Source organism: uncultured Gemmiger sp. (assembly GCA_944388105.1).
In the GTDB taxonomy this organism is placed as follows: Bacteria; Bacillota; Clostridia; order Oscillospirales; family Ruminococcaceae; genus Gemmiger.
The window spans coordinates 1-13,770 of the sequence record CALXHN010000059.1 but is presented as its reverse complement, the minus strand read 5'-3'; the positions used below and the strand labels follow the sequence as shown (position 1 = coordinate 13,770).

13 protein-coding genes are annotated in these 13,770 nt (G+C 64.4%); 7 read left to right on the top strand and 6 right to left on the bottom strand.

What is annotated here, in order from left to right; genetic code table 11:
• A partial coding sequence (gene gdhA, locus Q0K17_RS07700; RefSeq protein WP_294541777.1) for an NADP-specific glutamate dehydrogenase occupies window positions 1-1,002 on the top strand: 1,002 nt, incomplete at its 5' end.
• Window positions 1,003-1,451: 449 nt separating this feature from the next.
• Here gdhA and Q0K17_RS07695 read toward each other — a convergent pair.
• Genes Q0K17_RS07695 through Q0K17_RS07685 form a run of 3 tightly spaced genes read right to left on the bottom strand, consistent with a single transcriptional unit; the run spans window position 1,452 to window position 4,547 of the window.
• Entirely contained in the window at window positions 1,452-1,805 is a 354-nt protein-coding gene (locus tag Q0K17_RS07695; protein ID WP_294541775.1) for a DUF1667 domain-containing protein, read from the bottom strand.
• A complete protein-coding gene (locus Q0K17_RS07690; RefSeq protein WP_294541772.1) occupies window positions 1,802-3,097 on the bottom strand; it encodes an FAD-dependent oxidoreductase in 1,296 nt (431 codons plus the stop codon). Before Q0K17_RS07690 ends, Q0K17_RS07695 begins: the two co-directional genes overlap by 4 nt.
• Window position 3,098: 1 nt before the next feature.
• Complete coding sequence (locus Q0K17_RS07685) at window positions 3,099-4,547, bottom strand: NAD(P)/FAD-dependent oxidoreductase (RefSeq protein WP_294541770.1); 1,449 nt, start codon at window positions 4,545-4,547, stop codon at window positions 3,099-3,101.
• Between the two features lie 339 nt (window positions 4,548-4,886).
• Here Q0K17_RS07685 and Q0K17_RS07680 point away from each other — a divergent pair, with 339 nt between their 5' ends.
• From Q0K17_RS07680 to Q0K17_RS07660, 5 genes are all read left to right on the top strand, one after another.
• Window positions 4,887-5,459 carry a glycerol-3-phosphate responsive antiterminator gene (locus tag Q0K17_RS07680; RefSeq protein WP_294541768.1) on the top strand — a complete coding sequence of 191 codons (573 nt, stop codon included), beginning with the start codon at window positions 4,887-4,889 and terminating at the stop codon, window positions 5,457-5,459.
• A 19-nt stretch (window positions 5,460-5,478) separates the two neighbouring features.
• On the top strand, window positions 5,479-6,969 hold the full coding sequence (glpK, locus tag Q0K17_RS07675) for a glycerol kinase GlpK (protein ID WP_294541765.1): 1,491 nt from the start codon (window positions 5,479-5,481) through the stop codon (window positions 6,967-6,969).
• A 211-nt stretch (window positions 6,970-7,180) separates the two neighbouring features.
• Window positions 7,181-7,564, top strand: a complete 384-nt coding sequence (locus tag Q0K17_RS07670; protein ID WP_294541762.1) for a metalloregulator ArsR/SmtB family transcription factor — start codon at window positions 7,181-7,183, stop codon at window positions 7,562-7,564.
• 45 nt (window positions 7,565-7,609) lie between these two features.
• Complete coding sequence (locus Q0K17_RS07665) at window positions 7,610-7,825, top strand: cation transporter (RefSeq protein ID WP_294541759.1); 216 nt, start codon at window positions 7,610-7,612, stop codon at window positions 7,823-7,825.
• 39 nt (window positions 7,826-7,864) lie between these two features.
• Window positions 7,865-9,730, top strand: coding sequence for a heavy metal translocating P-type ATPase (locus tag Q0K17_RS07660; protein ID WP_294541756.1), 1,866 nt, complete (start codon window positions 7,865-7,867; stop codon window positions 9,728-9,730).
• A gap of 45 nt (window positions 9,731-9,775) precedes the next feature.
• On the opposite strand, the gene Q0K17_RS07655 is transcribed toward Q0K17_RS07660, so the two are convergent.
• The 3 genes from Q0K17_RS07655 to Q0K17_RS07645 form a co-directional block, all read right to left on the bottom strand.
• Entirely contained in the window at window positions 9,776-10,522 is a 747-nt protein-coding gene (locus Q0K17_RS07655) for a M23 family metallopeptidase (RefSeq protein ID WP_294541753.1), read from the bottom strand.
• A 146-nt stretch (window positions 10,523-10,668) separates the two neighbouring features.
• The gene (gene fsa, locus Q0K17_RS07650) at window positions 10,669-11,328 is read right to left on the bottom strand and encodes a fructose-6-phosphate aldolase (RefSeq protein ID WP_294541750.1); all 660 of its coding nucleotides are present in this window, start codon (window positions 11,326-11,328) and stop codon (window positions 10,669-10,671) included.
• Window positions 11,329-11,341: 13 nt separating this feature from the next.
• Window positions 11,342-12,052: an L-ribulose-5-phosphate 4-epimerase gene (locus Q0K17_RS07645; protein ID WP_294541746.1), complete on the bottom strand. Its 711-nt coding sequence runs from the start codon at window positions 12,050-12,052 to the stop codon at window positions 11,342-11,344.
• A 227-nt stretch (window positions 12,053-12,279) separates the two neighbouring features.
• On the opposite strand from Q0K17_RS07645, the gene Q0K17_RS07640 reads away from it, so the two are divergent.
• Window positions 12,280-13,740 carry an alpha-L-arabinofuranosidase C-terminal domain-containing protein gene (locus Q0K17_RS07640; protein WP_294541743.1) on the top strand — a complete coding sequence of 487 codons (1,461 nt, stop codon included), beginning with the start codon at window positions 12,280-12,282 and terminating at the stop codon, window positions 13,738-13,740.
• Window positions 13,741-13,770 lie beyond the last annotated feature (30 nt).

The window sequence follows — 13,770 nt, the reverse complement described above, 5'->3', positions numbered from 1 at the left end:
TTCAAGAACAGCCTGACCGGCCTGCCCATGGGCGGCGGCAAGGGCGGCAGCGACTTTGACCCCCACGGCAAGAGCGATGCCGAGGTCATGCGTTTCTGCCAGAGCTTCATGACCGAGCTGTTCCGTCATATCGGCCCCGACACCGACGTGCCGGCCGGCGATATCGGCGTGGGCGGCCGCGAAGTGGGCTACATGTTCGGCCAGTACAAGCGCCTGCGCAACGAGTTCACCGGCGTGCTCACCGGCAAGGGCCTGACCTTCGGCGGCAGCCTGGTGCGCACCGAAGCCACCGGCTACGGCCTGTGCTACTTCGCCGATGAGATGCTCAAGGCCAACGTCAAGAGCTTTGACGGCGCCAAGGTGGTCATCTCCGGTTCCGGCAACGTGGCCATCTACGCCAACCAGAAGGCTTCCGAGCTGGGCGGCAAGGTCATTGCCATGAGCGACTCCAACGGCTACATTGTGGACGAAAACGGCATTGACTACAAGGTCATCAAGGAGATCAAGGAAGTCAAGCGCGCCCGCATCAAGACCTATCTGGACTATGTGCCCAGCGCCAAGTATGTGGAAGGCAGCCAGGGAATCTGGACCGTCGCCTGCGACATCGCCCTGCCCTGCGCCACCCAGAACGAACTGCCGCTGGAAGGCGCCAAGGCCCTGGTGGCCAACGGCTGCTACGCCGTGGCCGAAGGCGCCAACATGCCTTCCACCCCGGACGCTGTGGCCTACCTGCAGGCCAACGGCATCCTGTTTGCCCCGGCCAAGGCTTCCAACGCGGGCGGCGTGGCCACCTCCGGCCTGGAGATGAGCCAGAACTCCCTGCGTCTGTCCTGGACCTTCGAGGAAGTGGACGAACGCCTGAAGAACATCATGAAGAACATCTACGCCAACGCGGCCAACGCCGCCGAGGCTTACGGCATGAAGGGCAACCTGGTCGCCGGTGCGAACATCGCCGGCTTCACCAAGGTGGCCGACGCCATGCTGATGCAGGGCATCGTCTGATTGTGACGATCACTCCGTAACAAGATAAGAACCCCGCCGGTTCCCGTAAGGACCCGGCGGGGTTTTTGCTTGCTGCGGTAGAGAACGGTTTCCCTGTGTAAGGGGCACTGACCGAGGAGTTGGTCAGTCCGTCCGGCTTGCGAGGATAGCGGCATCTCGCCGGAGTGTCCTTCCTTTTTGTCGCCAAAAAGGAAGCGAAAAAGCGCCACCGTTTCGATGCGGTGGACGCCGACCAGGGCTGCGGCCCTGGACCCGGAGATGCGGCCACCTGACGACGGCCTTCTCACCGGCTGGGGCCGGTGAGCAAGGAAAATGATTTGAAATGGCATGCCAGAAAAGCCGTTGGTAAAACGGGAAAGCGTGGCTGGTTCAGCTACGACTCTGCCTCATGCCTCTCCTGTGTAAGAGGAGGTACCGCGCAGCGGCGGAAGGGTTATGATTAGAAAAGCTCACCCCTTCTCGATCCCCCGCCCCGCGACGAGGTCCGCCCCGGTGCCCAGCAGGTTTTCCACAATGACCTGCCCGGGCTGCACCGGCGCCGCCACGCTGACGGCGTTGGCCACCTCCATGGCCTCAAAGAGCAGGTCCTTGGGGATGGCGGTGCTGGTCTTGACCGGCAGGCGGCGGTGCACGCCCCCGGTGACCCGCACGGTGGTGGTCAGCACCCGGGTGGGATGCTGCAGCTCATTTTTGCCGTATTCGGCCCCCCGGGGACAGCTGTTGCCGGTGACGGCGTAGCCGTTGTCCTCGTCCACCTGCAGGCGGCAGCCCCGGGGACAGACGATGCACACCAGTTCTTTCATCTTGCCGCACCCCCTTTGTCCTCTTCAATGGAAATGGTCACAGGCCCCTTGGCGCTCCGGACCAGGTCCCCCGGCAGCAGGATGTGCTCCATCTCGCCGGGGGCCAGATGGGCCCGACGGAACCCGGTGAGGGAGTTGCCCTCCCCGTCCCGCACCGCGATGGCGGCGGGCCCGGTGACCCGGTTCACCCGGAAGAACACCTCCACCGTTTTACCCGCCTCATCGGGGCGGACGGTCTGGGGCACGGTGTAGCTGACCCCGTCCCCGTTCTTCAGTTCCAGGGTGCGGGCGGCGGCGCCGGCCCGCTTGCCCTGCACATAGGCCGCCGCCGCGGCGCCGGCCCGCTCGCTCTCGGCGGAGACATAGTCCACCAGGTCATGCACATGCACCACGTTGCCGCAGGCAAAGATGCCGGGAATGCTGGTCTCCATGTTCTCATACACCCGGGCGCCGCTGGTGCGGCGGTCCATGTCCGCCCCCGCGGCCCGGGTCAGCTCGTTTTCGGGGATGAGACCCACACTGAGCAGCACGGTGTCGCAGTCAAAGACCATCTCGGTGCCGGGGATGGGACGGCGGTCCGGGCCCACTTCACTCACCGTCACCTGCTCCACCCGGTCGTGGCCCTTGATGTCGGTGATGGTGTGGCTGAGATACAAAGGGATATCAAAGTCCTGCAGACACTGGACAATGTTGCGCATGAGCCCGCCGGAATAGGGCATGAGCTCCACACAGGCCAGCACCTTGGCTCCTTCCAGGGTCATGCGGCGGGCCATGATGAGCCCGATATCCCCGGAGCCCAGGATGACCACCCGGCGGCCCACCATGTACCCTTCGATGTTCAGATACCGCTGGGCTGCCCCCGCGGTGAAGATGCCGGCAGGCCGCTCCCCGGGGATGGAGATGGCCCCCCGGGTGCGTTCCCGGCAGCCCATGGCCAGCACCACAGCCTGGGCTTCCAGCACCTGATATCCGTCTCTGGCGCTGACGGCGTGTACCTGGTGGGGTGCACCGTCTTTGCCGGGGACGATCTGCAAGACCATGGTGTCCAGGCGGGTCTCCACGCCGGTGTCCCCCAGCATCTCAATAAACCGTCCGGCGTATTCCGGGCCGGTGAGTTCCTCCCGGAAGCGCTGCAGCCCGAAGCCGCTGTGGATACACTGGTTCAGGATGCCGCCCAGTTCGGAGTCCCGCTCCAGAATGAGGATGCGGCGCAGGCCGTTCTCCCAGGCCTGACAGGCCGCCGCCAGTCCGGCGGGGCCGCCGCCGACCACGATGAGTTCATAGGCTGCCATCTCAGCGCGCCTCCTTTCCGGTCTTGGTCTCCCGGGCCAGCACCCAGGTGCCGTCCTGGTCCATGAGGACATCGGTCATGGGAATGTTCAGTTCCCGGGCAATGATCTCCTGCACCCGGGGCCCGCAGAAGCCTCCCTGGCACCGGCCCATGCCCGCGTTGCACCGGCGCTTGACCCCGTTGATGGTGCAGGCAGGCACCGGGCTGTGCAGGGCCGCCACGATCTCCCCTTCGGTGACCGTCTCGCACCGGCAGATGACCCGGCCGAACCGGGGGTCTTTCCGAATCAGTTCCGCCCGCTGCCGGGCGTTCAGCTCCCGGAAGCGGGGCACGGCCTGCCGGCGGGGGTTGAAGTCCGGCTTTTCCTCCAAAGACAGCCCTTCCGCCGCCAGCAGCTCCGCCGCATAGTCGGCGATGGCCGGGGCGCTGCTCAGCCCCGGGGAGCAGATGCCCGCCAGGTCCAGCCAGTGGGGGTGGGCTTTGCTCGTCTCGATGACGAAGTCCCCCCGGTCGGTGTTGGCCCGGATGCCGCTGAAATTGCGGATGTTCTGCCGCAGATTCAGCCCCGGCACACTCTGCATGGCACGGCGGCGGACAAAGTCCAGGGCGTCGGCGGTGTTGCCCAGGTCCCGGCGGTCGGTCACCGCCTCGGCGTTGGGGCCCACCAGCAGGTTGCCGTGGACGGTGGGGGCGACGAGAACACCCTTGCCCTCGGGGCCGGGACACTGGAAGATCACCCGGCTGACCGTTTTGCCTTCGCTTTTATCCAGCAGGTAATACTCGCCCCGGCTGGGATGCACCGTGAAGTCGGGGGTCTCCAGCAGGGCGCGGACCTTGTCGGCGTCCACCCCCGCCGCATTGATCACATACCGGGCGGTGAACTCGCCCTTGGGAGTGGTGAGCACAAAATAGCCGTCCTCCTCCCGCACGGCGGTGACAGGGCAGCCGCGGAAGAGTTCCACCCCGTTGGTGACGGCGTTTTCAATCAGGGCCAGGGCCAGTCCCCAGGGGTCCACGATGCCCGCACTGGGCGCCAGCAGCGCCCCGGTCACGGCTTGGGACAGGTTGGGTTCCAGTTCCCGGGCTTCTTCCCCGGTGAGCAGCCGCAGCCCGGGCACCCCGTTGGCGGTGCCCCGGCGGTAGAGTTCTTCCAGCCTGGGCTGCTGGTCCGCCCCGAAGGCCAGCACCAAAGAGCCGGTGCGCCGGAAAGGCACATCCAGTTCGGCACACAGGTCGCCCATCTGCCGGTTGCCCTCCACATTCAGCCGCGCCATGAGCGTTCCCGGCTCCGGGTCGTATCCCGCATGGACGATGGCGCTGTTGGCCTTGGTGGTGCCATTGGCCACATCGTTCTGGGCTTCCAGCACCGCCACCTTCCCCCGGCACCGGGCCAGACGGCGGGCGGCGGCCGCCCCGATGACCCCGCAGCCGATGATGATCACATCATACATAGATTGCCTCCCTGTTTTGCTCACAAAAAAAGAGCAAAGCAAATACCGCCCCTGTCGGGCCGCATCTGCTTCACTCTTGACACAAGCAGTCTTCTGAACATGTTTACTGTACCATCCCCTTTCCCCGGCTGTCAAGGCAGGGGCAGAGGAATCGGCAGGTTGGCCAAAAGCGAGGGGCCGCTTTTGGCACAATGGCTGTTTTTGGTCCGGCCGCTTTACTTTCCCGCCCAAACCTGCCATAATGGATTTGTTCACAAGAGCAGGGAGTGGGACGGCCAGAGGTGCGCCCCACTCTTTTTATTTATCGGACCGCTGCGGCGGCAGGAGGATTTTGCCAAGATGGAATCCCTGGAAGAAAAACGGGTCCGGCTGCTGGACTGCCCGGTGATCGCCGCCGTGAAGGACGAGGCCGGACTGGACCGGGCGCTGCAAAGCGAGTGCGAGGCGGTGTTTCTGCTCTTCGGCACCCTGGTCAGCGTGCCGGGGCTGGTGGAAAAGGTCCGCGGCAGCGGCAAGCTGGCCATTGTGCACATCGACCTGGTGGAGGGGCTTTCCGCCCGGGAAGTGGCGGTGGATGCCCTGCAGGGGCTGTGCCGCCCGGACGGCATCATCTCCACCCGGCCGCCCCTGATCCGTCGGGCGCGGCATCTGGGGCTTTTGACGGTACAGCGGGCCTTTATCCTGGATTCGCTGTCCCTGGACAACCTGCCCGCCCAGCTGGGCGTGGGCAAGCCGGATTTCATCGAGATTTTACCCGGTATCATGCCCCGGGTCATTGCCGAGCTGGCCCAGAAGACCCGCACCCCCATCATTGCCGGGGGACTGGTCAAGTACAAAGACGAAGTCATGGCCGCCATCCGCGCCGGAGCGGTGGCCGTTTCCACCTCCAGCCCTGCGGTCTGGGAGATGTAAGTGATACGGGAGGCCCACCATGAAAAAATATGTGATCGCCCTGGACCAGGGCACCACCAGCAGCCGCTGCATCCTGTTCGACAAGGACCAGAACATCGTGGATCTGGCCCAGCGGGAATTCACCCAGCACTACCCCCATCCGGGCTGGGTGGAACACGACCCCATGGAGATCTATTCCAGCCAGTACGGCGTCCTGATGGAAGTGCTGGCCAAGAGCGGGGTGGATGTGCAGGAGATCGCGGGCATCGGCATCACCAACCAGCGGGAGACCGCCATCGTCTGGGACAGGGAGACCGGCCGGCCGGTATACAACGCCATCGTGTGGCAGTGCCGCCGCACCGCCGCCCTGTGTGAGGAGCTGAAACAGGACACCGCCTTCACCGACTATGTACAAAAGCGCACCGGGCTGCTCATCGACGCTTATTTTTCCGCCACCAAGATCAAGTGGATCCTGGACAACGTTCCCGGGGCCCGACAGCAGGCGGAGGAAGGCCGGCTGCTCTTCGGCACGGTGGACACCTGGCTGATCTGGAAGCTCACCGGCGGCGCCGCCCATGTGACCGACTACACCAACGCCAGCCGCACCATGCTCTTTGATATTGAACATCTCTGCTGGGACAAGACCATCTGCGACCGGCTGGGCATTCCCATAGCCATGCTGCCCAAGGTCTGCTCCTGCAGCGAGGTGTACGGCACCGTGAACATCCAGGGGGTGGAGGTGCCCATCGCCGGCATTGCGGGGGACCAGCAGGCCGCCCTCTTCGGCCAGACCTGCTTTGAGGCCGGGGAAGCCAAGAACACCTACGGCACCGGCTGCTTCCTGCTCATGAACACCGGGGAGACCCTTGTCCGCAGCCGCAACGGCCTCATCACCACCATCGCCTCGGGGGTGAACGGCCGCATCCAGTACGCCCTGGAAGGCAGCGTCTTTGTGGGCGGTGCGGTGGTCCAGTGGCTGCGGGACGAGCTGCACCTCATCACCGAGGCTGCGGACACCGAATACTTTGCCAAAAAAGTGCCGGACAGCGCCGGGGTGTACCTGGTGCCCGCCTTCACCGGGCTGGGCGCCCCCTACTGGGACATGTACGCCCGGGGCGCCCTGGTGGGCCTGACCCGGGGTGCCGGACGCAACCACATCATCCGGGCGGCGCTGGAATCCATCGCCTACCAGACCGGGGATGTGCTCCGGGCCATGGAGCGGGACGCCGGCATGCCCCTGCGGGAGCTGCGGGTGGACGGCGGGGCTTCGGCCAACAACTTCCTCATGCAGTTCCAGGCGGACATCATCGGCCGCACCCTGCGCCGCCCCATGATCCGGGAGACCACCGCCCTGGGCGCCGCCTATCTGGCGGGTCTTGCCACCGGGGTGTGGCAGGACCTGGCGGACATCCGCCGCCAGTGGACCCTGGACCGGCTGTACGAGCCCGAGATGGACGAGGCCACCCGCACCCGCCTGCAGGCGGGCTGGCACAAGGCCGTGGACCGGGCCCGGGGCTGGGCCGAGGGCTGAGCTTTCCACAAAACAGCTTTCTTTTGTGGAAAAAACGGCCGGGTTTTCTCTTTTGCATTTCATACAGACCTTTTCCGCCGCTCCTTGGCCGGGGCGGCGGATTTTTTTGGAAAAAAATCCGGAGAAGGCACTTTTCCCTATTGACAAAGGTCGGAGAGGGGACTACCATATAGACATATGAACAACTGCTCATATGAAAGGATGTCTGACAATGGCTTTACCCAACGAGATCCCCCGCCCCGACGCTGTGCCGGTGTGTGACCCCGGCTGCCCCGGGGACCCGGAAGCCCTGGCCCGGGTGTGCGCCGATCTGCCCGACGACGAGGTGCTGTACGACCTGGCCGAACTGTTCCGGGTGTTCGGGGACACCACCCGCATCAAGATCCTGTACGCCCTGTTTGAAAGCGAGCTCTGCGTCAGCGACATCGCCCAGGCGGTGGGGCTTTCCCAGAGTGCGGTGAGCCACCAGCTGCGGGTGCTGAAAGCCAGCAAGCTGGTCAAGTTCCGCCGGGACGGCAAGACGGTGTTCTACAGCCTGGACGACGACCATGTGCGTACCATGATCGCCCTGGGCATGGAGCACGTGGAAGAGTGACCCATTTGTAATCCCTATATCTGAGAGTGAAAAGGAGAATGTACCATGCAGAAGAAATTCAACATTGAAGTGGACTGCGCCAACTGCGCCGCCAAGATCGAGAACGCCGTCAAGGCCCTGCCCGGTGTGCAGAGCGCCAGCGTGAGCTTTATGGCCCAGAAGATGCTGCTGGAAGCGGAGGACAGCCAGTTTGACGCCATCCTGAAGCAGGCCGTGAAGGCGGCCAAGAAGATCGAGCCGGATTTCGAGATCGAACTGTAAAGGTCCTTGGCGGTATCCGAAGCGGGAGGGATGGTTTGTATGACCAAAAAGCAGAAACGAATGCTGCGCCGTATCATTCTGGCCGCAGTGCTGTATGCGGCGGCAGCGGTCCTGTGCCAGGTATTTGCCGGCCTGCCCTGGCCGGCGCAGGCGGTGCTCTATCTGATCCCCTATTTCATCATCGGGTATGATGTGCTGCGCAAGGCCGTGCTGGGCGTGGTCCACGGGGAAGTGTTTGACGAAAACTTCCTCATGGCCGTGGCCACGGTGGGCGCCATGTGCCTGGGTGAATACGGCGAGGGCGTGGCTGTCATGCTGTTCTACCAGGTGGGCGAGCTGTTCCAGAGCTACGCCGTGGGCAAGAGCCGCCGGAGCATTGCGGGGCTGATGGACATCCGCCCCGACAGCGCCAACCTGGAAGAGGCCGACGGCGGTCTGCGCACGGTGGACCCGGAGGAAGTGCCGGTGGGGGCGGTCATTGTGGTGCGCCCCGGGGAGAAGATCCCCCTGGACGGCACGGTGCTGGAGGGCGAAAGTTCCCTGAACACCGCCGCCCTTACCGGGGAGAGCCGTCCCCGCTCCGCCCGCCCGGGGGATGCGGTCATCAGCGGCAGCGTGAACGTGGACGGGGTGCTGCGGGTGCAGGTGACCAAACCCTACGGCCAGTCCACCGTGGCCCGCATCCTGGACCTGGTGGAGAATTCCAGCCTGAAGAAAGCCAAGGCGGAAAACTTCATCACCAAATTTGCCCGGTACTACACCCCCGCCGTCTGCTTTGCTGCCCTGGCCCTGGCGGTGCTGCCGCCCCTGGTGCTGGGCGGAGGCTGGGCCATGTGGATCAAGCGGGCGCTGACTTTCCTGGTCATCTCCTGCCCCTGCGCCCTGGTCATCAGCATCCCCCTCACCTTTTTCGGGGGCATCGGGGGGGCATCCCGCTGCGGCATCCTGGTCAAGGGCGGCAACTATCTGGAAGCCCTGGCCCATACGGGCACGGTGGTCTTTGACAAGACCGGCACCCTGACCAAAGGGGTGTTCAAAGTCAGCCGGGTCTCCCCCGCTCCGGGCCGCACCGAACAGGAAGTGCTGGAACTGGCCGCTGCGGCGGAAAGCTACTCCAGCCATCCCATCAGCAAGAGCCTGCGGGAAGCCTGTCCTGCCTGCATTCTGCAGGCCACCGACGCCCAGGAGATCGCGGGCCACGGCGTGTCCGCCCAGGTGGACGGCCACACGGTGCTGGCGGGCAACGCCAAGCTCATGGAAGCCAAGAAAATCCCCTACACCCCCGACGACGGGGTGGGCACGGTGGTCTACCTGGCCTGTGACGGCACCTTCTGGGGTTCGATCCTGATTTCCGACGAGGTGAAACCCACCGCCCGTCAGGCCATGGACAGCCTGCACAGCCTGGGGGTGCGCACCGTCATGCTCACCGGTGACAGCAAGGCCGTGGCCGCCGGGGTGGCGGGCCAGCTGGGCATGGACGACTTCCACGCCGAGCTGCTGCCCGACGACAAGGTCCGCCGGGTGGAGGAACTGCTGGCGGACAAGAGCCGGGGCAACCTGGCCTTTGTCGGGGACGGCATCAACGACGCCCCCGTGCTCATGCGGGCGGACATCGGCATCGCCATGGGTGCCCTGGGCAGCGATGCCGCCATTGAGGCCGCCGACGTGGTGCTCATGGACGACGACCCGGCCAAGATCGGTCTGGCCATGCGCATGGCCCGCCGGTGCATGTCCATCGTCTACCAGAACATCGTCTTTGCCCTGGGCGTCAAACTGCTGTTTTTGCTGCTGGGCGCCGTGGGCATCGCCAACATGTGGTGGGCGGTGTTTGCCGATGTGGGGGTCATGGTGCTGGCCGTGCTCAACGCCACCCGGATGCTCTCCATCCGCGCCTACCGCAAGTAATATCACAACACAAAATCCCGGACTCTGGCTGAGTCCGGGATTTTTTTATTTGTTGTCTTCCGGGTCCTGGTAGGCCCCGTTTTCGTCCAGGTATTCCAGGTGCAGGTGGGAGGCATCCTCCCCCTCACTGGGGATGGTGCCCACTGTGCCCAGCACGTCCCCCCGGTGGACTTCGTCCCCGGTCTTCACATCCGCCTTGTCCAGGCCGCAGTACCGCCAGGTGCCCCCGTCCAGGGTCTTGACCTCGGCCACCGTGCCCCACAGGGCGTCCTCGGTGACAGATGCCACCGTGCCGGCGGTCACCGCATGGACCTTGTCCCCCTTGTCGGCGGCGTAGTCGGCACCGTTGTGGGTGCGCCAGTCACCCAGGGTCTCGCTGTACACCAGCTCATCCCCGCTGAAGGCCCGGATGGGCTCAGCATCCGCCGGCGATACGGGCAAGGCGGCCGAGGACACCGAAGAATCGCCAGAGGCGGCCCCACCGGCGGACACTGCCCCAGACGGCTGCTGCGCCGAGGAGGAAGCAGGCGACTCGGAGGGCTGTGCAGAGACCTGCGGCGACGGCACAGGCGTCTGCACCGGCACATCCTCGGCGGGATTGGTTACGATGGTATCCGGCTGGTTCCATTGGGCATCCTCCTCCAGGGCGTTCTGGCGTGATTCGGTCAGATCGGCCACATTGCGCACCACACTGCGGATGGCCAGTACCCCGGTGATGGTGGCCACCAGCAGCAGGGCCAGACAGATCAGGTATAATCCTCTTTGCTTGAAAAATGCTTTGAAGCTGTTCATCTTCCCCCGTCCTTTGCTGCAAGATACACCCGCGGGCGGCGCCCGCGGTTCGATTTACGGTTAGTGTGGCACAGGGCGCGGGGGTTTATACAGACAAAACGGGCGGCGCGCAAAAGTTTTGCGCGCCGCCCGTACCATGCCGGTGCTTATTCGCCGAACACCTTGGTGTAGTCGGCCTTGAATTTTTCGATGCCCGCATCGGTGAGGGGATGGTGCAGCATCTGCAGGATGACCTTGTAGGGCACGGTGGCAATGTCCGCCCCGGCCAGGGCACAGTCGGTCACATGGATGGGGTTGCGCACGCTGGCCGCAATGATCTGGGTCTGCAGATCCGGATAGTTCAGGAACATATCGTGGATGGTCTCGATCAGGTCGATACCGGGCTGGCCGATGTCGTCCAGCCGGCCCAGGAAGGGGCTGACATAGGTGGCGCCCGCCCGGGCCGCCAGCAGCGCCTGGTTGGCGGAGAAGATCAGGGTGCAGTTGGTGGGGATGCCTTCCCCGGAAAGGACCTTGATGGCCTTGAGGCCTTCGGCGGTCATGGGGATCTTGACCACCATATGCCTGGGGTCCAGGGCATAGATGGCACGGCCTTCCGCGATCATGCCCTCGGCGTCGGTGGTGGTGGCCTTGACTTCCCCGGAGATGGGGCCGTCCACGATGGTGGCGATCTCGGCCAGGGTCTGGGCATAGTCCCGCCCTTCCTTGGCGATCAGGCTGGGATTGGTGGTGACACCGGCAATGATGCCCATATCGTTGGCCTTGCGGATCTCCTCCACATTGGCGGTATCAATGTACAGTTTCATGCTGATTCACTCCTTAGTCTTTTTCCTTTTTCTGACCATAGTAGGCATGGGGACCGTGCTTGCGCAGGTAGTGCTTGTCCTGCAGATTCTGGGGCGCCGGGGCGGCGTTGGGGTCCACCTGCCGGGTGAGCAGGGCCATCCTGGCCACCTCTTCCAGCACCACCGCATGGTACACCGCCTGGGCCGCGTCCTTGCCCCAGGTGAAGGGACCATGGCTGCGGCAGATGACCCCCGGCACCGCCGCCGGGTCGATGTTCCGGGTGCGGAAGGTCTCCACAATGACCTTGCCGGTGTTGCCCTCATAGTCCGATTCCAGCTCGGCGGTGCTCAGCTGCCGCGCACAGGGAACCGGACCGTAGAAGTAATCGGCATGGGTCGTGCCGTAGCAGGGAATGTCCCGTCCGGCCTGGGCCCAGGCCACCGCATAGGGGCTGTGGGTGTGCACGATGCCCCCCAGTGCCGGAAAGGCCCGGTACAGTTCCAGATGGGTCCTGGTGTCGCTGCTGGGGTTCAGGTCCCCTTCCACCACCACACCGGTGTCCAGATCCACCACCACCAGGTCGGCGGGGCGCAGGTCCTCATACGCCACCCCCGAAGGCTTGATGACCACCAGCCCCCGGCTGCGGTCGATGCCCGACACGTTGCCCCAGGTATAGGTGACCAGCCCGCGGCGGGGCAGTTCCATATTGGCTTCATACACTTGCTGTTTCAGATGTTTGAGCATGGGGCCCTCCCTGTGCATTTTCATATTTCTGGTTTTTATTGTAGCGCAGCGGACGGACAATTTCCACTGTTTTGTCAAATAAATCAGATTTTTCCGTGTTTTTTCTATGGTCTGTGCACAAAAAGCCTCTTGTGTGCGGGCCGCGCTTCCCGTATAATCGAAACAGAAGTCTTCCCGCCCCGGGCCTGTGGCGCCAAGGGCGGGAACATTTGTCAGGAGGTCCTATCATGTCCCACATCATCGTCAACGCCAACCGGTCGGCGGGCGTCATCAACAAAAACATCTACGGCCATTTTTCCGAGCATCTGGGCCGGTGCATCTACGGCGGGCTGGCCAATGCCGACGGCACCCTGCGCACCGACGTGGTCGCCGCCCTGAAAGAACTGCATGTGCCGGTGCTGCGCTGGCCCGGCGGCTGCTTTGCGGACACCTACCACTGGATGGACGGCGTCGGGCCCAAGGCACAGCGCAAGACCATCGTGAACACCAACTGGGGCGGCGTGACCGAGGACAACGCCTTCGGCACCCATGAATTCATGGCCCTGTGCCGGGAACTGGGGTGCGAGCCCTACATTTCCGGCAATGTGGGCAGCGGCACGGTGCAGGAGTTTTCCGACTGGGTGGAGTACTGCAACATGCCCGGGCGCTCCCCCATGGCCGACCTGCGGCGGAAAAACGGCCAGGAAGCCCCCTTCAACGTGCGGTACTGGGGCATCGGCAACGAGACCTGGGGCGGCGGGGGCAACATGCGCCCGGAATTTTACGCCGATCTGTGCCGGCAGTATTCCTCCTTCCTGCGCAGCTACAGTCCCGACCTGAAGCCCTTCCGCATTGCCTGCGGCGCCAGCGAGGACGACTACAACTGGACCCGCCGGGTGGTGGAGAGCGCCGGCCGGGTCATAGATGCCATCAGCCTGCACTACTACACCATCCCCGGGGACAACTGGGGCGTCAAGGGCAGCGCCACCGAATTTGACCGGGACATCTTCTACCACACCCTGTACCGTACCCTGTGGATGGAGGAGCTCATCGAAAACCACAGCCGCATCATCCGCCGGTTCGCCAAAGGCCGGGACATCGGTCTGGCGGTGGATGAGTGGGGCACCTGGTACGATGTGGAGCCGGGTACCAACCCGGGCTTCCTGTTCCAGCAGAACACCATGCGGGATGCCCTGGTGGCGGCTGTCAACCTGAACATCTTCAACAACCACTGCGACACGGTAATCATGGCCAACATTGCCCAGATGGTCAATGTGCTCCAGGCCATGGTGCTCACCGACGGGGACAAGCTGCTGCTGACCCCCACCTACCATGTGTTCCGGATGTACCGGGAACACCAGGACGCCCGCCAGCTGGAGACCTACGCCGAGACCCGGCTGCTGGGCAGCGAGGCGGAGCCGGTGCCCGACCTGCATGTATCGGCCAGCGAAGGGGCGGACGGCACCCTGCTGGTGACGGCGGTGAACCTGAGTGACACCGACGCCTGTCCGGCACAGGTCCTGCTCACCGGCCGGAAAGCCGGCGCGGTGACCGCCGAGACCCTGGCCGGAGCCCCCGCTGCCCACAACACCTTTGCCGCCCCGGACCATGTACATCCCCTGCCGCTGGAAGTCCGCTGCACCGACAGCGGGTTTGCCGCCCAGCTGCCGCCCTGCAGCGTGACTGCCTTCCGGGTCAGGACGGAATAACCGCCCTGCGGCCGGCTGTTCCCGCGCAAA

Excerpts from the sequence above, each read along its gene's own strand:
- Q0K17_RS07655 (WP_294541753.1), bottom strand. The coding sequence starts at position 10,522 with ATGAACAGCTTCAAAGCATTTTTCAAGCAAAGAGGATTATACCTGATC.
- Q0K17_RS07685 (WP_294541770.1), bottom strand. The coding sequence starts at position 4,547 with ATGTATGATGTGATCATCATCGGCTGCGGGGTCATCGGGGCGGCCGCC.
- Q0K17_RS07690 (WP_294541772.1), bottom strand. The coding sequence starts at position 3,097 with ATGGCAGCCTATGAACTCATCGTGGTCGGCGGCGGCCCCGCCGGACTG.
- Q0K17_RS07695 (WP_294541775.1), bottom strand. The coding sequence starts at position 1,805 with ATGAAAGAACTGGTGTGCATCGTCTGTCCCCGGGGCTGCCGCCTGCAG.
- glpK (WP_294541765.1), top strand. The coding sequence starts at position 5,479 with ATGAAAAAATATGTGATCGCCCTGGACCAGGGCACCACCAGCAGCCGC.
- Q0K17_RS07670 (WP_294541762.1), top strand. The coding sequence starts at position 7,181 with ATGGCTTTACCCAACGAGATCCCCCGCCCCGACGCTGTGCCGGTGTGT.
- fsa (WP_294541750.1), bottom strand. The coding sequence starts at position 11,328 with ATGAAACTGTACATTGATACCGCCAATGTGGAGGAGATCCGCAAGGCC.
- Q0K17_RS07660 (WP_294541756.1), top strand. The coding sequence starts at position 7,865 with ATGACCAAAAAGCAGAAACGAATGCTGCGCCGTATCATTCTGGCCGCA.
- Q0K17_RS07665 (WP_294541759.1), top strand. The coding sequence starts at position 7,610 with ATGCAGAAGAAATTCAACATTGAAGTGGACTGCGCCAACTGCGCCGCC.
- Q0K17_RS07640 (WP_294541743.1), top strand. The coding sequence starts at position 12,280 with ATGTCCCACATCATCGTCAACGCCAACCGGTCGGCGGGCGTCATCAAC.
- Q0K17_RS07645 (WP_294541746.1), bottom strand. The coding sequence starts at position 12,052 with ATGCTCAAACATCTGAAACAGCAAGTGTATGAAGCCAATATGGAACTG.
- Q0K17_RS07680 (WP_294541768.1), top strand. The coding sequence starts at position 4,887 with ATGGAATCCCTGGAAGAAAAACGGGTCCGGCTGCTGGACTGCCCGGTG.